At 62.9% G+C, this 18,407-nt stretch carries 17 protein-coding genes and 2 pseudogenes; 5 read left to right on the top strand and 14 right to left on the bottom strand.

Features of this window, described 5'->3' with window-relative positions; genetic code table 11:
• Window positions 1-44: 44 nt before the first annotated feature.
• From H8F24_RS09490 to def, 5 genes are all read right to left on the bottom strand, one after another.
• Window positions 45-242 (bottom strand): hypothetical protein, encoded by a 198-nt coding sequence (locus H8F24_RS09490; RefSeq protein ID WP_197159389.1) that lies wholly within the window; start codon window positions 240-242, stop codon window positions 45-47.
• 243 nt (window positions 243-485) lie between these two features.
• The gene (rpsU, locus tag H8F24_RS09485; protein ID WP_006172073.1) at window positions 486-656 is read right to left on the bottom strand and encodes a 30S ribosomal protein S21; all 171 of its coding nucleotides are present in this window, start codon (window positions 654-656) and stop codon (window positions 486-488) included.
• A gap of 52 nt (window positions 657-708) precedes the next feature.
• Window positions 709-1,323: a DUF3747 domain-containing protein gene (locus H8F24_RS09480; RefSeq protein ID WP_370594681.1), complete on the bottom strand. Its 615-nt coding sequence runs from the start codon at window positions 1,321-1,323 to the stop codon at window positions 709-711.
• A 116-nt stretch (window positions 1,324-1,439) separates the two neighbouring features.
• A complete protein-coding gene (locus H8F24_RS09475; RefSeq protein WP_197158722.1) occupies window positions 1,440-1,637 on the bottom strand; it encodes a hypothetical protein in 198 nt (65 codons plus the stop codon).
• Window positions 1,638-1,709: 72 nt separating this feature from the next.
• A complete protein-coding gene (def, locus tag H8F24_RS09470; RefSeq protein ID WP_197158721.1) occupies window positions 1,710-2,315 on the bottom strand; it encodes a peptide deformylase in 606 nt (201 codons plus the stop codon).
• 54 nt (window positions 2,316-2,369) lie between these two features.
• Between def and H8F24_RS09465 the strand changes: the two genes are divergently transcribed.
• Window positions 2,370-4,517, top strand: coding sequence for a prolyl oligopeptidase family serine peptidase (locus tag H8F24_RS09465; protein ID WP_197158720.1), 2,148 nt, complete (start codon window positions 2,370-2,372; stop codon window positions 4,515-4,517).
• 119 nt (window positions 4,518-4,636) lie between these two features.
• Window positions 4,637-6,013 (top strand): sodium/glutamate symporter, encoded by a 1,377-nt coding sequence (locus H8F24_RS09460; protein ID WP_197159075.1) that lies wholly within the window; start codon window positions 4,637-4,639, stop codon window positions 6,011-6,013.
• A 356-nt stretch (window positions 6,014-6,369) separates the two neighbouring features.
• Here the strand turns inward: H8F24_RS09460 and H8F24_RS09455 are convergent, their stop codons facing one another.
• The 4 genes from H8F24_RS09455 to H8F24_RS19440 form a co-directional block, all read right to left on the bottom strand.
• Window positions 6,370-7,863: an IS66 family transposase gene (locus tag H8F24_RS09455; RefSeq protein WP_197154297.1), complete on the bottom strand. Its 1,494-nt coding sequence runs from the start codon at window positions 7,861-7,863 to the stop codon at window positions 6,370-6,372.
• Between the two features lie 339 nt (window positions 7,864-8,202).
• Window positions 8,203-8,349 carry a Nif11-like leader peptide family RiPP precursor gene (locus tag H8F24_RS09450; protein ID WP_370594736.1) on the bottom strand — a complete coding sequence of 49 codons (147 nt, stop codon included), beginning with the start codon at window positions 8,347-8,349 and terminating at the stop codon, window positions 8,203-8,205.
• Between the two features lie 251 nt (window positions 8,350-8,600).
• Entirely contained in the window at window positions 8,601-9,314 is a 714-nt protein-coding gene (locus H8F24_RS19930; RefSeq protein WP_255518202.1) for a reverse transcriptase domain-containing protein, read from the bottom strand.
• Complete coding sequence (locus H8F24_RS19440) at window positions 9,223-9,852, bottom strand: reverse transcriptase domain-containing protein (protein ID WP_255518201.1); 630 nt, start codon at window positions 9,850-9,852, stop codon at window positions 9,223-9,225. Before H8F24_RS19440 ends, H8F24_RS19930 begins: the two co-directional genes overlap by 92 nt.
• 568 nt (window positions 9,853-10,420) lie before the next feature.
• Here H8F24_RS19440 and H8F24_RS09440 point away from each other — a divergent pair.
• Window positions 10,421-11,617, top strand: a complete 1,197-nt coding sequence (locus H8F24_RS09440; protein ID WP_197172187.1) for an IS256 family transposase — start codon at window positions 10,421-10,423, stop codon at window positions 11,615-11,617.
• Between the two features lie 342 nt (window positions 11,618-11,959).
• Here the strand turns inward: H8F24_RS09440 and H8F24_RS09435 are convergent, their stop codons facing one another.
• A complete protein-coding gene (locus tag H8F24_RS09435; RefSeq protein WP_197157247.1) occupies window positions 11,960-12,610 on the bottom strand; it encodes a hypothetical protein in 651 nt (216 codons plus the stop codon).
• Window positions 12,604-12,810 carry a hypothetical protein gene (locus tag H8F24_RS09430; protein ID WP_197169574.1) on the bottom strand — a complete coding sequence of 69 codons (207 nt, stop codon included), beginning with the start codon at window positions 12,808-12,810 and terminating at the stop codon, window positions 12,604-12,606. Before H8F24_RS09430 ends, H8F24_RS09435 begins: the two co-directional genes overlap by 7 nt.
• Window positions 12,811-13,035: 225 nt before the next feature.
• On the opposite strand from H8F24_RS09430, the gene H8F24_RS09425 reads away from it, so the two are divergent.
• Window positions 13,036-14,361, top strand: a complete 1,326-nt coding sequence (locus H8F24_RS09425; protein ID WP_197169573.1) for a hypothetical protein — start codon at window positions 13,036-13,038, stop codon at window positions 14,359-14,361.
• Between the two features lie 24 nt (window positions 14,362-14,385).
• On the top strand, window positions 14,386-14,682 hold the full coding sequence (locus H8F24_RS20180) for a 2Fe-2S iron-sulfur cluster-binding protein (protein ID WP_197169572.1): 297 nt from the start codon (window positions 14,386-14,388) through the stop codon (window positions 14,680-14,682).
• A gap of 140 nt (window positions 14,683-14,822) precedes the next feature.
• Here the strand turns inward: H8F24_RS20180 and H8F24_RS09415 are convergent, their stop codons facing one another.
• The 3 genes and pseudogenes from H8F24_RS09415 to H8F24_RS09405 form a co-directional block, all read right to left on the bottom strand.
• Complete coding sequence (locus H8F24_RS09415; RefSeq protein ID WP_231597677.1) at window positions 14,823-15,227, bottom strand: mobile mystery protein B; 405 nt, start codon at window positions 15,225-15,227, stop codon at window positions 14,823-14,825.
• Between the two features lie 31 nt (window positions 15,228-15,258).
• A pseudogene (gene ltrA / locus H8F24_RS09410) lies at window positions 15,259-16,224 on the bottom strand (group II intron reverse transcriptase/maturase); the annotation flags it as partial.
• Between the two features lie 151 nt (window positions 16,225-16,375).
• Window positions 16,376-17,991, bottom strand: a pseudogene (locus H8F24_RS09405) (IS3 family transposase).
• Window positions 17,992-18,407 lie beyond the last annotated feature (416 nt).

The following is an 18,407-nucleotide window of genomic DNA, read 5'->3' as shown; positions in this document are numbered from 1 at the left end:
CCCTGAGCGGAGAACCCCACGGCCATGGCTCTCCACGGAAACTCCTAGCGACGCTTGCGGGGCCGATCGGTGTAGGGCTGCATCCCAACATCGGGGGGCAGGTGTTGGTCCTCCTCGCGAGGGTTGCCGAGCGCATGGCTCACCATTTCACTGAGCCAGTTGAGAAACAACGTGGCAGAGGAGGCCGGCGGAAGGGCTGTGGCGGCGGCAGGACGAGCGATCCATTCCGTACGACGGTCCATGATCCAGTAGCGATCGACACCTCCAGGGTGGTGGGAAATCACCAGACTGAACACAGGTAAAAACACTGGCAAAGCAACGCCTTGCCACGGACACGCTTCCGTCGTCCCCAGCCCGCAGAAGGTTGGACAGGCCCCAGCAGCCAAGCCCCAAAGGTTCGACAGGCCAGCAAAAAGCCCCGACTGGCGGGGCATGCAGAGATCCAGACCTGCAGAGCGTTGACGAATCCCTGAACCCCGCTGGACTCAGCGGCGGCGGCGGCGCTGCTGGGCCTTGCGCTTGTACTTCTCAGTGGGGGTTTCGTGGTGGCGCAGGCGCTTGAGGTCGGCGAAGATTCCGGCCTTGGAGACCTGGCGCTTGAAGCGGCGAAGGGCCGACTCGATTCCCTCGTTTTCGCCGACAGTGACCTGGGTCATGAAGCGCTGCAAATCAGTTCAGAGTGATTCACCCTAGCAAGCAGGCCAGCCCTCATCCCGGCTCCGCAGGAGTCACTGCGGCCTGGTTCTCCGAGGGCCAGCTATCGCGGTAGAGGTAGACGTGCCCCAGGACCCGGTTGCCGAAGTGGCGTCGCATCAGCCGCCAACCAGGCTCCAGTTCCAACTTGAGGAATCCACTGCCGGCGCCCTGGGTACGGGCCACGACCATCTCGGGCCCGACGCCGGCCTTGGTGGGCATCGCCATCAGCAGGATGTCGTCGTTGCCCTGGATCACGCTGAGGCGATAGACAGTACCCAGGTCGCTGCCACCGACGCGAACCGAGTAGCCGTTGGCATCGATGAAGCGGCTGCAGATGCCGGTGAAATCAAAGCTGCCCAGCAGGGGATTGACCGGAGCAGGCTTGCCGGACCCCACAGCGAAGCAGGGGCGAGTGGCCTTGACCTGCTCATAGATGTTGAGCTGGGCTCGGGTTCCATCACCGATCGGAGCCGACACCAGCACAAAGCGTTCCTGCTCCACTTCGCCAACCTGGAACAGGGAGCTGGCCCGCGCGACCGGGGCTTCCAACAGCGGCACCGCGGCGCCTCCGAGCAGGAGCAGGGTGGCCAGCAGGGGGCGCAGGGCTGCAGCGCCTCGCTGGTGCAAGGTGCGAGGCCTGGCAGGGAGGGAGCTCGGGAGGATCACGGTGGGACGGGCAGGGGACAGGTGAGGGAAATCGTATGCAGGGCGACCGAAGCGCACCAGCCGCAGCCGCCCAATCCTCAAGCCGGCTTGTTGAGACGAATCGCCACCACCAGGGCCACAACCGTGCCGGGCAGACATCCCGCCAGGATCAGACGGGTGACGGACACCCCCAGTTCCGGATCCCCGTAGGCCAGTTCGAACACCGAACCGGTGGCAGCGATCCCGAGCAGGCAGGCCAAGGCGAGGAACACCCCCGCCAGCGGTTTCATCGGCATGGATCTGAGAAAGGATTGAGGAAGACAGGCGTAAAACTGTTTGTCTCAGTGCAGTGCGCCACTGCGTCGAGCTCAGCGCACTGAGCGGACGTCGTCACGCTGGAAGCCGTGCTCCTGCAAGCCCTCGTTGAGGCTGATCTCATCGGTGACGCGATCGACGAACAGCACACCGTTGAGGTGATCCAGTTCGTGCTGGATGCAGCGGGCCAGGAGACCATCGGTCTTGAGGCGGCGGGGCCGGCCCATCTCATCGCGGAAGTTCACCTCGACCCGGCTGGGGCGCACCACATCGAGATAGACCCCCGGGATGCTGAGGCAGCCTTCCTCGTAGGTATCGATCGCGGCACTGGCGGCGGTGATCTCGGGATTGATCAACACCATCGGCGGGGTGGCCGGATTCTCAGGATCGAGGTCAATCACCAGCAGCTGCTTGTGGATGCCCACCTGGGGAGCGGCCAGGCCGATGCCCTTGGCGGTGTACATGCTGCGCAGCATGTCGCGGGCCAGATCCCGGATGCTTTCATCCACCTTGCCGATGCGTCGGGCCGGATCGCGCAGCACCTGATCACCGAGGGTGTGGATCGCCAGCGGCGGCTGGTCCAGGGGCTCCTTGGGAACCTGCACGGCGCGGTTCACCTGCTCCGCAGATCGGGCCAACTGGGCGAAGCTGCGAGCCAAGGCGACACCTGAAACGATAGATCGATTCTAAGTGGCGTCCACCGGAGCGATGGCATGGCAAGCCAGGGGAAGACCGAACGGCCGCGGCCGAAACCCCTGCCACTGACGGCGGATCAGGTGGTGGGCCGCACCCCCGTGGTGAAGGAGCCCCGCCTGGATCAGGGGCGGCTCTTCTGGCTGGAGCAGCGTCCCCACGAAGGCGGCCGCACGACCCTGCTGCTGCAGCTTCCGCCCTCCAGCCAGGCCGACCCCGCACCGGGCCGGGTGCTGGAACTCACTCCGGGGGACTGGAACCTGCGCAGCCGCGTTCACGACTACGGCGGTGGTTGCTACGCCGTGCAGGGCGACACGGTGGTGATGGTCGCGGACGCCGACCGTGCCCTCTGGCGGCTGGATCTGGCGGATCTCACGGCAGGGCTCAGCGCGGCTCTCCCAGCAGGGCTCACGGCAGAACTCGGAACGGATCTCGAGCCGGGGCTCAGCGCAGAGTGCCCGGAGGCTGCCTCAGTGGATTCGCCCCTCCCACTCCTGCTGCCGGCCCAGCGGCTCACGGCGGCGGATCCGCAGCGCTGCTTCGCCGATGGGCTGATCGATGCCGCGCGCCAGCGCTGGATCGGCGTGATGGAAGCCGCCGGCCGCGACCATCTGGTCAGCGTGCCGCTGCAAGGCGGCGAGCCCACCGTGCTGCTGGAGCCCGACGACTTCTGCGGCTACGCCGCCCTCAGCCCGGATGGCCGCCAGCTGGCCTGGGTGGAATGGCAACAGCCCTTCATGCCCTGGCAGCGCAGCCAGGTGTGGCTGGGACGCTTCGCGGCCGACGGCTCCCTGCAGCAGCGCCAGCCCGTGGCGGGTGCCGGAGCCGCCGCAACCCATCACTGCTCGGTGTTCCAGCCGCTGTGGATCGGCAACGGCGACCTGGTGGTGGCCAACGACCGCAGCGGCTGGTGGAACCTGGAGCGCCTGAGCGCGGAGAGGATCGCCACCCTCTGGCTGAAAGGAACCACTGCCGGCGCTCTCAACCCGGCCACGGAGCCCTCCTCTCACGAGCGGCCTGACATGGGCTGGGAGCCCCTTCTGCCGCTGCAGGCGGAATTCGCCATGCCCCAGTGGGTCTATGGCATGCGGACCACGGCCTGGGACGGCGAGCAGCTGGTGGCCGCCGCCTGCCGGGACGGCCGCTGGCAGCTGGGCGTGGTGCCGCTGGACCTCACGGACCGCCAGCAGGCGGGGGCGCCGGCCCAGCCTGCGGATCTCTGGCAACCCCTGGATCTGCCCGTGGATGACCTCGCCATGCTCTGCGCCGAGGCCGGGCGGATGGTCTGTGTCGCCAGCGGACCCACCACCGGCGCAGGCCTTCTGGAGCTGGACCTGGCCAGCGGCCGCTGGCAGCATCGCCCCGTGGAACCCTGCGTTCTGCCCCCCGAGGCGCTCAGCCGGCCGGAGCCGCTCTGGTTCCAGGGCCATGGCGACCAGCCCACCCACGCCTGGTACTACCCGCCCAGCGGCGGCTCCAGCCCCCAGGCACCGCTGCTGGTGAAGAGCCACAGCGGACCCACCGGCATGGCCCGAACCGGCCTCAACCTGGCGATCCAGTTCTGGACCTCGCGCGGCTGGGGCGTGGTGGACGTGAACTACGGCGGTTCGACCGGCTTCGGCCGGGCCTACCGGGAGCGGCTCGACGGCCAGTGGGGCGTGGTCGATGTGGCCGACTGCGCCGCCGCGGCCCTGGCGCTGGTGGCTGCCGGGCGGGCAGCGCCGCAGCGGATCGCGATCGAGGGGGGCAGCGCCGGCGGCTTCACCACCCTGGCCGCCCTCTGCTTCACAACGGTGTTCCGGGCCGGCGCCTGCCGCTATGGGGTGGCTGATCTCGCTGCCCTGGCCACCGACACCCATCGCTTCGAGGCCCGCTACCTCGACGGACTGGTGGGCCCCTGGCCCCAGGCCCGGGCGCTGTACGAGGCACGCTCGCCGCTGCGGCACGCCGATCGGATCGGCTGCCCGGTGATCTTCTTCCAGGGCTCGCAGGATCGGGTGGTGCCACCGGAGCAGACCCTGGCCATGGCCAGCGCCCTGCGGGCCAATGGGGTGCCGGTGGAGGTGCGGCTGTTCGAGGGCGAAGGCCACGGCTTCCGCGACGGCGCCGTGCAGCGCGAGGTGCTGGAGGCCACCGAGGCGTTCTTCCGCAACGCCTTTGGGCTGTGACGACTTCGCGGCCAGGGGGCAGCCAGCGATCAGGCTGAGAACCACGACGGCTTTCGCCACGCAGGACGTGACCCGTGATCAATGAGCTGGAGCTGGATTTCTCCCTCCTGACTGGCTGGATGCAGACCAGCCTCGCCACGCTGCTGCTGGCCACGGGGGCGCTGCTGCTGCTGCTGCTGCTCGGCGTGAGTGTGGGTCAGGCGCTGGGCATGCGGCGCTGGGGGCTGCCCGAGGCCCTGCTGGCGGGAGCCTTCGGTCTGCTGATCGCCCCGGCCGGCCTGCTGCCCCTGCTGCCCCAGGCCGTGATCGATCTCTGGTCCGATCTGCCCCTGCCGCTGCTGACGCTGGTGTTCGCCACCCTGCTGCTGGGCAAACCCCTGCCCCGCCTGGCCGGTCTGTGGCGACCGCTCTCGGGCCAGCTGTCGCTGGCGCTCACCCTCGCCTTCGGGCAGTTCCTGGTGGGGGGCCTGGCCGTGATGGCCATGCAGCCCGTTCTGGGGGTCAGCCCGGTGATGGCCTGCCTGATCGAGGTGGCCTTTGAGGGGGGCCACGGCTCGGCGGCCGCCATGGGCCCCACCTACGAGCGGCTCGGCCTGGAGGGCGGCGAAGGCCTGGGGCTGGCCATGGCCACGGTGGGGCTGCTGGCCTCCACGCTGGTGGGCGGCCTGGTGGTGGTGCTGGCCCGCAGCCGCGGCTGGCTGAAGTTCGCCGACGTGATGGTCCACGAAGCCGTGGAGGAGGTGGTGCGGACCGCCGATCCGCTCGACAACCTCGTCCCCCGCCCCCTGGAGGCCCCCACGGTGGCCACGCCAGCCCTGGTGCGGAAAGTGGCCGACTGGGCCGTGAATCTCGGTCTGGCCGGTCTGGCCGTGCTGTTCGGCTGGGTGGCCCTGCAGGGGCTGCGCTGGATCGCCGATGGGGTGGGCGGCGGCTTTGCCCTGGTGATCGACGCCCTGCCCGTCTTCCCGCTGGCCCTGGTGGGATCGCTGCTGGTGCGATTGGTGCTGGAACGCAGCAACCAGGTGCAGTGGGTGTCAGCGCCGATCCAGGGGCTCACGGCCACCCTCTCGGCCGACCTGCTGATCACCGGTGCCACCGCCTGCCTCAACCTCTCGCTGCTGGCCCACGACTGGCTGCCCCTGACGGTGCTGGCCGGCGCGGGCCTGATCTGGAACCTGCTGGTGGTGCTGCTGCTCGCCCCCCGGATCCTGCCGTTCGACTGGTTTGAGCGCGGCATCATCGAATTCGGCCAGGCCACCGGCGTCGCGGCCAGCGGCCTGCTGCTGCTGCGCATGGCCGACCCGGATGATCGCAGCACCGCCCTGCAGGCCTTCTCGATGAAACAGATGCTGCTGCAGCCGGTGCTGGCCGGCGGGGTGGTCACCGTGGTGGCGCCCCTAGCCATCACCGCCCTGGGGCTGCCCGTCTGGACAGGGCTCTGCCTGGTGCTGGTGCTGGTCTGGATCTCGGTGGGGCTGCTGCTGGCGCGGATCTGAGCATCCGCCTCAGCGCACCATCGCCGCCACATTGCAGCCATCGACAGCAAGCTGCGCGCCGTGCTCAAGGAGGAAGCAGGAACAAGAAAGAAAGCGAAGCACTCGGCGGAAGCACCAAGGGAATCAGTGCATCAACAACAGCAGGAAATAGACACGAGTTGCATTACTTTAATTGTTCAAGCCCTTAGGCCGAGGAGCTCGACATTCCCGCCAGTCATAAATTGCGCATATCGCCAATGGCCAGGCACTAAAAGAAACGTATCCGTTCAGGGGCCGTGACGCAGCCGCGCAGCATTCACCGCCCTTGATCGCTGATCACCAAGCGACCACAGACACCACGATCGATGACGGCCGGCTCAGGGATTCGGCAACAGCGATGGCATCTCACCGCCGCGATGATGGGCGATCAAGGCCTGCTCCAGGAACTGCCAGATATCACGGCCCTGTTGCCGCAGGCTGGTGGTGACCGTGAGCAACCTGCTGCGGCAGATTGCACCCTGGCGGGATTGGACGCCATGGCTGATCTTGCGCTGAATCACCGAATGGCGCAGGGCACGCTCGGCTGCGTTGTTGGTGGGCTCGATCCCTTCAATCTCCAGGAAGGTCCAGAGGCCATCGCTCACTTGCAGCAACTGATGGCAGGTACGCACCGTCTTGGCCCACGGCGTTCGCTCGCCGCGCTGGCAGCCCAGCTCCACAACCCGCTGCAGCGTGCCCACAAACGCCTGGCGGATCGGCCGACAGCCCTGCTGCAACGTGGACCAGTCGATCGTTCCGTCTTTGTAGCGGTGCCACTGGGCAAACAGCTGCTGCTGCAGGCCCAGCAGCTCCGCTCCAATCTCACCGCTGGCGCCCTGACGGTCAGCGATGGCAGTGAGATCGCGGATCACGTGCGCCCAGCACAGCTGGCGCTGCTCCAGCGGGAGATGGTTGTAGGCGGAGAAGCGATCGCTCACCACAATTCCGCCAAAGGCATTCCCGAGCAGGTCGATCGCGGCGGCAGCCGAGCGGCTCAGGCTCTGCAAGAACACTGTCACCCCCATGGCGGTCACCATGACCCACTCCCAGCCGCGCCGGCCATCGGGGTTGCCCCCATCGGCATTACCGGTGGGGGCACCGGTTTCATCGACATAGACCACCGACTGCTGACGGGCAAACGCAAGGGCCTCCTGCATGGGCTGCTCCAGTGCTGCACTCAAGCGCTGGCGGATAGTGGCCATCGCTCCCCGGCTGATCTGTACCCCCAGCAGCTGATCCAGCAGCGCCTGGGTCTTGCTGAAACTCAACGGGAAGGCACTACCCAGCAGACCCACCAGAGCACTGAGCCGGGGACCGTAATGGCTTACTTCCACCTCCGCCGGTAACGAGGCACAGGTGCTGGTGGAACAGCAGGGGCAGACCAGGCGGTGCAGCCGGTGCTCGATCACCAGAGGCGTGATCGGTGGAATCTCGATCACCTGGTGCCTCAAGGGCTCGGGATCCTGACCCTGTAGCAACGTGCCGCAGCGGCGGCAGGCCTGGGGGTGGTGCTCGACCACCTCATCCACCCGCTCGATCGGCAGCAGCTCCGGCCCAGATCCGGGATGGCCCGGCTGGCCGCCGCGCTTGCGGCCACTGCCCTTGCGTCGTTCGGGCGGCCTAAACCCCTGGCCATCACTGGAGGGAGGCTTGGAAGAATTGCGGGAGCTGCGGCCGATCCGCTCGCGCAGATGGGCCAGTTCGGTCGCCAGGGCGGTGAGCTGGACGCGGAGCTGCACCATCTCCTCCTGTTGAGCCAGAATGAACTCCCTGGCACCAGCTGGCCACGACAACCAGTCCACCTCGGAAATGCCAGCAGGAGGGGCGCCCATCTCAAGCAGTCTCTGCCTGAGATGCAAACGGGAATCAGGACGCCGTCAAGGGTTCAGCAGAGACGATGTTCGCCGCGTGCTGTCCCGACCCCTGAATGCTTACAAAGAAACTTTGGAGCGGTCCTGGGAGACCCAAAAGGCACAAGGAACCTCTGAATAACCTCAATGCTGGCGGCTCTCCCTGGTGAGACTCATTGCGCCGCAGCGCTCCCACTCTCTGGGCACAGGGCTATCCATAGGCTCCCTAAGAGGCTTAGGACAACAGAGTAGTGGAAGCAGACTACGTTCAGACCAAGCTACTTTAGCACCAAATAAGCACCCAACATCACATCCTGCTCTCTATTCATTTCCCGCCCATGAGCCACCTGCGACGCCTGCCAGTTGCTCATCACTGAGTTCGGTCATGGCCTTGCTGCCCATCTCTTGAGCCTTCAGGATCTCAGACTTGCTAATCGCATATCCAGCCTCTTTGGCAATGGCCACCACGGCATCCAGGTCTGCGCTTGCGTCCCCTGTGTTGGTGTAAATCCCTGGGGACCTCAACCCCGGCGTAGCCGGGGTTGAGCGCGCACCTCAGACGTTCCGCTCAGCGGCCAGCGTTGCAAGGGGTGGGCAGGCCCGTGACCCTGGTTTGAGCACTACCTCAACCAGACGAACCATGTCGAGTCACCCCGGGGAACTTCCCCCCGAGGTGCTCACAGAACCGTACGTGACACTCTCGCGTCATACGGCTCCCATCATCCACATGCCACTTCACTGACTCGACGCCAGTGCGCGAACAGATCACGATGTCCAGACCTGATCCTGGCAAGTACTCGCCAGCTTTGGAGCCGACGACCCCGCAGCCTTTTGTACTTCTGCCGTAACCAGGCTGCAATTCTGTCATCCAGGTAGCGATACAACTTCCTGATCAGTTCTGTCCTATAGAAACGACCGTAGTACTGAATCCAGCCACGAATCACTGGATTCAGCACTTTAGCGATCTCCTCAAGCGACAGATACACGAGCGATGGAAGCCCTATCGACCTAATCCTCTCCCGCATACGCTGGAGAGCCTGCGGACTCACTGCCGGCAAAAAGCCTGTGTAGATGACTCCGCGAGAATTGCGAGACACACGTGGCCGAAACGCGAAACCAAGAAACGTGAACGTGACATCAGCAAACGGTGCCCGGCGGTTGCTATCCCTGCAGTAGACCACCTGGGTCTTCTGGGGATGAAGCTGGAGGCCACAGGACGCAAAGCGATCCTGCAATGCCTCCAGCAACCGCCGAGCTTCCTTCTCGCTGTGGCAATGACAGATCACATCATCTGCATAGCGCTCAAAGGCAATGGCCGGGTGGCTCCGGCGCATCCACACATCAAACGCATAGTGCAGGAACAGATTGGCCAGCAGTGGACTGATGACACCACCTTGCGGTGTGCCCCGGTCCCTGGGATTGGAGCGTGCCATCCGGCAACAGAACCGGTGCCTGCAGCCATCGTTGCAGGTAGAGCACCACCCAGCGCTCGGAGGTATGGGCCTTGATCGCGCGCATCAACAGGTCGTGATCGATAGCATCGAAAAACCCCTTGATGTCGAGATCGAGAACCCAGTTGGACCTCCAGCAGCGCTGACGGCAGACCTCTACTGCCTGATGCGCTGACTTGCCCGGTCTGTAGCCGTAGGAATCCTGATCAAAGATCAGCTCCAGCTCTGGCTCCAGCACCTGCTTGACCACCATCTGTGCGATGCGATCAGCAACCGTCGGGATACCCAGCGGCCTGACGCCTCCACCGGATTTGGGAATCTCCACACGCCGAACTGGTGGCGGAAGATAACTTCCTGATGCCATCCGATTCCAGAGTTTGTAGAGATTATTCTCCAGATCCTTGTTGAAGTCGTCCAGGCTTTGGCCATCCACACCGGCCGCCTGTCCGTTCCGTTTCACCTGTTGATAGGCCTTCCAGACCATCACCTTGGTAATCGGTAGCGGCTTGTCTGTTGTCATCCCATTCCTCCTGCCGTAGGCAGTTGATGGGAGACTCCAAACGGGATGATGCAACCCCTTGGCTCCGAGTCCGTTACAGACCCATCATCGCTACTACGGGTTGCTCCGCCCCTGCCACAGACATCGGTATTGACCCTCATGGTGGTGACCACTTGGGATGTTCCCTTGGCATTCCATGGCAGGTTCTCACGTTCCGCATCAGGGCCTGCGATGAGCTCGTGCCGTCTATACGCCGGCTGCCGTGTGGTCCATAGACAGGCTCTGTCCACACTGATCCAGGAGATTTGGGCCGCCTCCCGTTTTGGCAGCGTCTGAAATAGATATCGGCGCGTCATCAACGGTTCGCTTGCGCTCACCTTCTCGTCGCACACCTGACGGATCCAGTCCGCCGTTTCCCCGTCGCTCACCACCACGTCTTTTGAACGCAGCAGCACGGGGTGGTTTGGTACCAGCCCCTGCAGGCCGATCCCGGGAGGCCACACTCCCATCCCCGATGCAGTTTCATCAGCCTTGGCTTTCACCTGCTGACTCGTGACACACGCCCAACGCCTACTTTGCCGCACCTGAACTGGCCTCGCTACTCGATGGCAGCAGTGCCGGGGAGCTGATCCCCGAGCTGGCCCGCTATGGCCTGCAGCAGCTGATCGAGCTGGAGGCCTCCGCCGTGGTCGGTGCTGACCGCCATGAGCGCACCGAGGAGCGGCTCGCTTACCGCAACGGCTACCGGCCCCGCACCCTGACCACCCAGGTGGGGGATCTGGAGCTGCAGATTCCCAAACTTCGCTCGGGAGGCTTCCTGCCCACGATCCTTGAGCCCCGCCGCCGGGTGGATCAGGCCCTCTATGCGGTGATCATGGAGGCCTACATCGCTGGGGTCTCCACCCGCAAGGTCGATGCCCTGGTGGCTGCCCTTGGCTCCCAGAGCGGCATCTCCAAATCGCAGGTGAGTCGCATCTGTCAGGAGATCGATCAGCAGGTGCAGGCCTTTCTGAGCCGGCCGCTGGAGAGCAGCAGCTACGCCTACGTCTACCTCGATGCCACCTACCTCAAGGGACGCCTCGGCAAGGCCCTGCAGGTCTGCTCACGGGCTGTGGTGGTGGCCATGGGGGTGAATGCCGACGGCCGCCGTGAACTCCTTGGGCTCAAGGTGGGCGACAGCGAGAACGAGGCCTTCTGGGCGGAGTTCATCTCCCACCTCAAGGAGCGGGGCCTGGGTGGCGTCAGGCTGGTGATCTCGGACGCCCACCTGGGCCTCACCAAGGCCATCCGCAGGCAGCTGCAGGGCTGCGTCTGGCAGCGCTGCCGGGTGCACTTTGCCCGCAACCTGCTGCAGCGGGTGCCCAGGGCCCACCAGGGCATGGTCACCGCGGCCCTGCGATCGGTGTTCGCCCAGGAGAGCGCTGAGGAGATCGAGTCCCGCTGGGACGATCTGGCGGCCTCACTGGCGGAACGCTTCCCCAAGGCTGCCGCACTGATGCATGAGGCCAGGGAGGACGTGCTGGCGTTCCGCCACTTCCCCAAGGACCACTGGAAAAAGGTCTGGAGCACCAACCTGCTGGAGCGCGTCAACGAGGAGATCAAACGCCGCACCAGGGTCGTGGGCATCTTCCCCAACGACGACGCCATCACCCGTCTGGTGGGGGCGGTGCTGCTGGAGCAGCACGAGCACTGGCAGCTGGAGGGCCGCCGCATGGTCTCCGCCGAGAGCATGACCGCCATCCCGGAGCTGGATGACATCCCTGCCCTGCAGGCCGCCGGCGCCTGAGAGCTGCAAGGACGCAGGCCCCAGGTGATCGAGGCTGCAGCGCCCCACAGGGCGCAGCGGCCTTGATCACCGCCCGGGGGCCGGCCACGGCCACCTCCGGCAGCACAGACCACTGCAGATCACAACACATCCGCAATCGGGCGAAAGACTTGACAAGTCAATCGCCCTGATTCAACGTGGAACAACGAGGTGCATCTGCGCCTCCGGGATGACAGAGCGTCATTCCACCCTGTTCGCCCTCTGATCAGGGCATTCGGGCCTCGGGTTTTACACCACGCAAAGGGACGCGACCGGCTGAGCTGCAGCGGCTGGGCCTGACAGAGGAGGATCTGGCGGCTGACTTCAAGACTTGGAGGCAGGACCAGCCGTCACAGCTCCAGCCCTGATGGCAGAACGCAAGCGTCTTCTTTGGCCCTGATCTCCCAGCGGGTATCGCGCCCATGGCGCTTCTCCTGATCCGTTGCCGTGAAAGGGACCTTGCGCTTTCCCTCCAACTGACAGACGATCTGACGGTGGAGGGTCTTCTGGTTGGATTTGACGCTCAGGAGCACGTCGGCCCCTGCTCCAGGCACCACTGAAAAACGGTCGGGTGGTGTGCAGGGCATCCGCCAGGATCAGCTTGCCGTCCAGATCCATCGTGCTCAGCAGCTCTTTGAGCGCTGCCCGCTCGCTGGATGCGTGGGTGTCGTAGGTCTTCTGGGCCAAGGCGACGCCCAGCGCCCGGGCGTAGACAGTGAACTGGGCAACAAAGCAGAGATGGCCGTCCTCGGTCTCGATCGCTAGACCCTTCAAGGTCATGCCAACCGCTTCGCGGAAGCCAGAGGCTATACAGACCAGCTGCTCGAGAGCCGTTGCCCCACCAGGGATCTGGCTGATCATCCAGGCCTGGAGCACCTCCCCGAACTGCTGGAAGTGAGCCTTGTTAAAGAGGTAGAGGAAGGTGGCATCGGAGGGCCAGCGCTTGAGGTTCAGACCCAGCGCCTGGTTCAGCACCTCGCAGTGCTGCTCGGAAAGGCCTCCAGGTCGCGAGAGCTGCGGCAGTCACTGAGGATGCCGAGCACCGTCACCAGCAACAGGTACCACTGCGGGTTTCGCACCCCGCGGCGGTGACGGCCATCCGGGATCGCCTTGATGAAGGTGATCAGATCGGTGTCGGCGCTGAAATCAACGGCGGGAACAGCGGTCTGGGACATCGCGAACAGAGAGTACAGGCTGGCCCTGGGAACCAACCGGGCATCAGCGACGGGGCCAAGGGCGGGCGGGACAGACTTTCAGGCTGCCCTGAGGCGGGAGCAGTCTTTTGCCCGTTTCACAGAGGCCGTTCACCTGGCAACGCGTCACGAAATCCAGAATTTCAGGTAGCCGTGGGACCTGAGGGAACTCCCATGCAATTATTGTACTATGTGATCGCTTAGGCTATGACGCGCACTGCTGCCCCCAAAAAAAGTGTTGCCCTGAACAACAAGCTGACAGCGATACAAAACCGATTGTTCGAAAGGGCTCACGCCGAACCCATGGAGTTGAAGTTCCTTGGGATTGCACTGAGCAACCAGGGAATAATTGGCAATGCACTATATGCCAATCCAAATATGATGCCTCTGCCGCTGCAGCGATGCGAGCACCTCAAGTCACTGAGCAGTCGACAGGTCGCAATTTTAACGGCCTGTTTTTTCGCCAGTTTCTACAAGACTGTGGCCAACAGTGAATCACAGACTCTGGTTTCCAATATGGCGGCTGCCGAGAAGTTGTTTGACCCTTACTCAGATGAGTATATGATTCTCCACCAGGAAACAAGTGAGGAGATGGATCACATCTGGACCTTCCGCGCCGCCTATAATATGGTTGCCAGAGAGACAGGGACATCTGAGCCCTTTGACGCACCTGGATTCTTCAGAGGCGTGGTTGGCTCTATCCCCCAGCGTGATTACAATTCTATTGATACTCAGTTCACCCTCACTGAAGAGCACTTACGCATTCTCGAGTTGCTCCAAAAAAATGGAGGCTTGCAAGTACTCCTGAACGAAATGAAACAGGGCGGTCGTGATTTTCGCTATCGTGTTCAACATTTCCTGATTGGCGACGCTATGCGTCTTCTGCCTTCCAACGAAGTCCTGGCTCTTGGCCTGGGAGGCTTATGGCTATTGATCCGATATATTAGAAATGTTGATCTAAAGCAGGCTGAATCATATCTGTTTGCAGACCAAGAAAAATTCAACTACGAGCCCCTGGCTTATAGCATTAACCAAGGTCACCTCCATGACGAAGCGCGCCATTTCACTACGTCCTTCGATATCGGCCTAGCCCTATACCAGGCGGCCAGCCCCGAAGCTCAGGCGTTCATCCGAGAGTTAACAAGGATGACGATAGAAGACTACATTAAAGGCCAGTTTCTAATCTTTCCTGAAATGCTAGATGCGGACAAAAAAGGAATCTTGACCGTTACTCTTCATTCCTGCAAACAAATTTTAACAATGGCCTTGTCCCACCCCGAGCTCTCAGACAAGCAGACGAATATTGATGACCTAATGGCGTCTTGGGGGCAGATGGAATGGCCTATGAAGTTACCTCCTTTCGGCGCCGGACTGCTCACGCAGAAGCGCTGGCGCTACATTGCCCAGCAGTATGAGCGCATTAGGAAAGCAATGAACTTCGACTTTGACGCCTCTAATCTGGGAAATCTGTTGCAGCGGTACCATGACATCCTCGCCCGGGAAAATCTGACTGACGTCTTTACCCTTGCATAAATCTAAAGCTTACATTCGCTTGCCATGGCCAACATATCACCCATCGCCATCACATTCGAAGACACTGGCCTGGTGGTGTCCACCAGTGCTGGCCGTTCCTTCATGGAAATCTGTGATGAATTCAACACTCCAGTTCTCATTGGTTGCCGCTCAGCTTCCTGCGGAACCTGCCTAGTGCGGATTACTGCCGGCGGAGACAATCTCTCACCCACCTCGGAGACTGAAGCGATCCTTCTCAGTGTCCTAGCTGATGGTGATCCCCAGGCTCGCTTGGCCTGTCAATGCACCGTTCACGGACCGATCTCGGTGCGAAGCTTCTGAATCCCTGCAGCCAAGGAACGCACAGCACAGCGAGGGTGACCTGCGTTAGTTGGGCCCTTCAAACGGACGACCTCTGAATACAGACCTCTATGTGTACCATCATTGAACCAGCCAATAGCGATCCGGCAGTCTGGCCAGCACTAGCGACCTTGAGGCGTCCCTGTACCTCCCCAGGATAAGCGTGGAGCCCCCAGCTGCTCGATCAACACGTCGGCAATCAGCCGTGCGTGGCGACCGTTCCCGTTCGGGAAGGGGTGGATGGTGACCAGGCGGTGATGGAAACGCACGGCGATCTCATCCACCGACGCCACCCGATGTTCCACCTGATAAGCGATGTCAGCCAACAGGGCCGGGACCTGCATCCGGATCTGCCGCCAGTCGGCACCAATGCTTTTGTCGCTGGTGCGGTACTGGCCGGCCCACCGCCAGCTCTGGCCGAACATCTCGCGGTGAAGGCGACGCAGCCAGGCCTCCTGAAGTGGGCTTGGACGTCGCTGCCTCGACAACCAGAGCAGGGCGGACTCGATAGTACTGAATCCAGCCACGAATCACTGGATTCAGCACTTTAGCGATCTCCTCAAGCGACAGATACACGAGCGATGGAAGCCCTATCGACCTAATCCTCTCCCGCATACGCTGGAGAGCCTGCGGACTCACTGCCGGCAAAAAGCCTGTGTAGATGACTCCGCGAGAATTGCGAGACACACGTGGCCGAAACGCGAAACCAAGAAACGTGAACGTGACATCAGCAAGCGGTGCCCGGCGGTTGCTATCCCTGCAGTAGACCACCTGGGTCTTCTGGGGATGAAGCTGGAGGCCACAGGACGCAAAGCGATCCTGCAATGCCTCCAGCAACCGCCGAGCTTCCTTCTCGCTGTGGCAATGACAGATCACATCATCTGCATAGCGCTCAAAGGCAATGGCCGGGTGGCTCCGGCGCATCCACACATCAAACGCATAGTGCAGGAACAGATTGGCCAGCAGTGGACTGATGACACCACCTTGCGGTGTGCCCCGGTCCCTGGGATGGAGCGTGCCATCCGGCAACAGAACCGGTGCCTGCAGCCATCGTTGCAGGTAGAGCACCACCCAGCGCTCGGAGGTATGGGCCTTGATCGCGCGCATCAACAGGTCGTGATCGATAGCATCGAAAAACCCCTTGATGTCGAGATCGAGAACCCAGTTGGACCTCCAGCAGCGCTGACGGCAGACCTCTACTGCCTGATGCGCTGACTTGCCCGGTCTGTAGCCGTAGGAATCCTGATCAAAGATCAGCTCCAGCTCTGGCTCCAGCACCTGCTTGACCACCATCTGTGCGATGCGATCAGCAACCGTCGGGATACCCAGCGGCCTGACGCCTCCACCGGATTTGGGAATCTCCACACGCCGAACTGGTGGCGGAAGATAACTTCCTGATGCCATCCGATTCCAGAGTTTGTAGAGATTATTCTCCAGATCCTTGTTGAAGTCGTCCAGGCTTTGGCCATCCACACCGGCCGCCTGTCCGTTCCGTTTCACCTGTTGATAGGCCTTCCAGACCATCACCTTGGTAATCGGTAGCGGCTTGTCTGTTGTCATCCCATTCCTCCTGCCGTAGGCAGTTGATGGGAGACTCCAAACGGGATGATGCAACCCCTTGGCTCCGAGTCCGTTACGGTAACTTTCAGGGAAGGTGTCACTCCTTGGCTGCCATTTAGACGGCCTCGGTTAAGGGTAGCGCGAGGATCGGATCGGGTTCCTCTGGTGGCTTGTTGATCCACACTTCTTCGGGTTGACGCCAGCAGCGGGTGCTTCGGCTCCAGCGTCTTGGATGGGCCTGACGGGCCTTCTCGTAGACATTGGCTCGCTGCTGGCAAATTACCTTCGCGGCACCGCTGTGACGCTGGTGAGGCGTCACGAATTTGATGCCGCTGTGGCGGTGTTGATGGTTGTACCAGTCGACAAACGCCGACACCCACTCACACGCCTCTTCTTTGCTGGTAAACGGCCGACTGGGGTAGTCGGGCCGGTACTTGAACGTGCGGAACAAGGCTTCCGAGAAGGGATTGTCATTCGAAACCCTGGGCCGAGAGAACGACCGCAGGACACCCAACTCCTCCAGCCGCGCCTCGAGTGTGGCGGCGCGCATGGCATTGCCGTTGTCGGCATGGAGGATCAGCGGCAGGGGGGTGGACTGGTTGGCGCCACATCCCCTTGGGCGGCGGTAACGCTCCTTGAGACAGGCTCGCTGCACCAGATCCGCCGCGATCTCAGCCGATTCCACCTCAGCCATATCCCAGGCCACCACCTTGCGGCTCCAGACGTCGACCACTAGGTAGAGGTAAAGCCACACACCCCGGACTGTGGTCGGCAGATAGGTGATGTCCCAGCTCCAAACCCGGTTTGGGCCATCCGCCCTGAGGCGCGGCACGGAGCGCGGTTCCTGCGGCAACCGGGCCCGCCCACGTCGGTGACACTGCCCTGCCTGGTGCAACACCCGGTAGAAACTGCTCTCGGAGGCGATATAGAGGCCCTGATCCGCCAGCGCTGGCACGATCTGCCCGGGCGGAAGCGAGGCGTACTCCGGTTGGTTGCACGTCAGCAGGATCCGCTGGCGCTCCTCCTCCGTCAGCCGGTGAACGACCAGGCGAGGACTTCCTTTACGGCGGTCCTCGCCGTCCCCATCACCCAGAAAGGCCTTCCGCCATCGTTTGAGGGTACGCAGGCAGATGCCGATCTCACCGCATGCGCTCACCAGGCCGGCTCCAGCCGCATGCGCCTCGCCGATCAGCTCGATCACCTTCCGCCGGTGCGCGGCGCTGGTCAACCTTCCGCGTCCTCCGAGCAGAAGGCATCCCACTTTTTTCGCAGCACCAGCAAGGCCGCCGCCTCCGCCAGGGCCTTCTCCTTGCGCTGCAGCTCCTTCTTGAGTGCTTTGATCTCTCGCTGGTCCTGGGCACGGAGCCTTTCGAGCTCCTTTTGCTCGGCCATCGTCAGCACCGGCTTGGCGTTGGCATCCTGAGCGGTCTGACGCCAGCGGCTCACCTGCTCAGGAAAGAGCCCCCGCTCGCGGCAATAGGCACTGAGCTCAGTGGCGTTCAACCCGGCCGTCTCCAGCACCACCGTGAACTTGTCGGCAGCACTCCAGCCATCTGGTTCCTTCTGAGATGCCGGCACCACCTCTCCCTGCAACCGCCACGTCTTCCTCCATTTGTAGAGGGTGATCACGTGGATGCCCAGCTCTTCTGAAATCCGGGCCACGCTCTGCCTGTGCGGCGGGCTCATCCGCCTTCTCACATCAGCCTTGACGGCCTCGCTGTAACGACGCATTGGTCATGTCCTCAAGCCCCCGGATGTACGGATGAGAGGGGTGACATCTTTCCTGAAACCGGGGGTTACAGACCCATCATCGCTACTACGGGTTGCTCCGCCCCTGCCACAGACATCGGTATTGACCCTCATGGTGGTGACCACTTGGGATGTTCCCTTGGCATTCCATGGCAGGTTCTCACGTTCCGCATCAGGGCCTGCGATGAGCTCGTGCCGTCTATACGCCGGCTGCCGTGTGGTCCATAGACAGGCTCTGTCCACACTGATCCAGGAGATTTGGGCCGCCTCCCGTTTTGGCAGCGTCTGAAATAGATATCGGCGCGTCATCAACGGTTCGCTTGCGCTCACCTTCTCGTCGCACACCTGACGGATCCAGTCCGCCGTTTCCCCGTCGCTCACCACCACGTCTTTTGAAC

Origin of the sequence: Synechococcus sp. CBW1002 (assembly GCF_015840915.1) — a bacterium.
In the GTDB taxonomy this organism is placed as follows: domain Bacteria; phylum Cyanobacteriota; class Cyanobacteriia; order PCC-6307; family Cyanobiaceae; genus CBW1002.
The sequence above is the reverse complement of the archived record's forward strand: the minus strand, read 5'-3'. Positions and strand labels throughout refer to the sequence as shown.

Bases quoted from the DNA above. Each gene is read 5' to 3' on its own strand.
- H8F24_RS09430 (WP_197169574.1), bottom strand. From the start codon at position 12,810: ATGTCCCAGACCGCTGTTCCCGCCGTTGATTTCAGCGCCGACACCGAT.
- rpsU (WP_006172073.1), bottom strand. From the start codon at position 656: ATGACCCAGGTCACTGTCGGCGAAAACGAGGGAATCGAGTCGGCCCTT.
- H8F24_RS19440 (WP_255518201.1), bottom strand. From the start codon at position 9,852: ATGACAACAGACAAGCCGCTACCGATTACCAAGGTGATGGTCTGGAAG.
- H8F24_RS20180 (WP_197169572.1), top strand. From the start codon at position 14,386: ATGGCCAACATATCACCCATCGCCATCACATTCGAAGACACTGGCCTG.
- H8F24_RS09490 (WP_197159389.1), bottom strand. From the start codon at position 242: ATGGACCGTCGTACGGAATGGATCGCTCGTCCTGCCGCCGCCACAGCC.
- H8F24_RS09475 (WP_197158722.1), bottom strand. From the start codon at position 1,637: ATGCCGATGAAACCGCTGGCGGGGGTGTTCCTCGCCTTGGCCTGCCTG.
- H8F24_RS19930 (WP_255518202.1), bottom strand. From the start codon at position 9,314: ATGGCACGCTCCAATCCCAGGGACCGGGGCACACCGCAAGGTGGTGTC.
- H8F24_RS09425 (WP_197169573.1), top strand. From the start codon at position 13,036: ATGACGCGCACTGCTGCCCCCAAAAAAAGTGTTGCCCTGAACAACAAG.
- H8F24_RS09455 (WP_197154297.1), bottom strand. From the start codon at position 7,863: ATGGGCGCCCCTCCTGCTGGCATTTCCGAGGTGGACTGGTTGTCGTGG.
- H8F24_RS09460 (WP_197159075.1), top strand. From the start codon at position 4,637: ATGCAGACCAGCCTCGCCACGCTGCTGCTGGCCACGGGGGCGCTGCTG.
- H8F24_RS09465 (WP_197158720.1), top strand. From the start codon at position 2,370: ATGGCAAGCCAGGGGAAGACCGAACGGCCGCGGCCGAAACCCCTGCCA.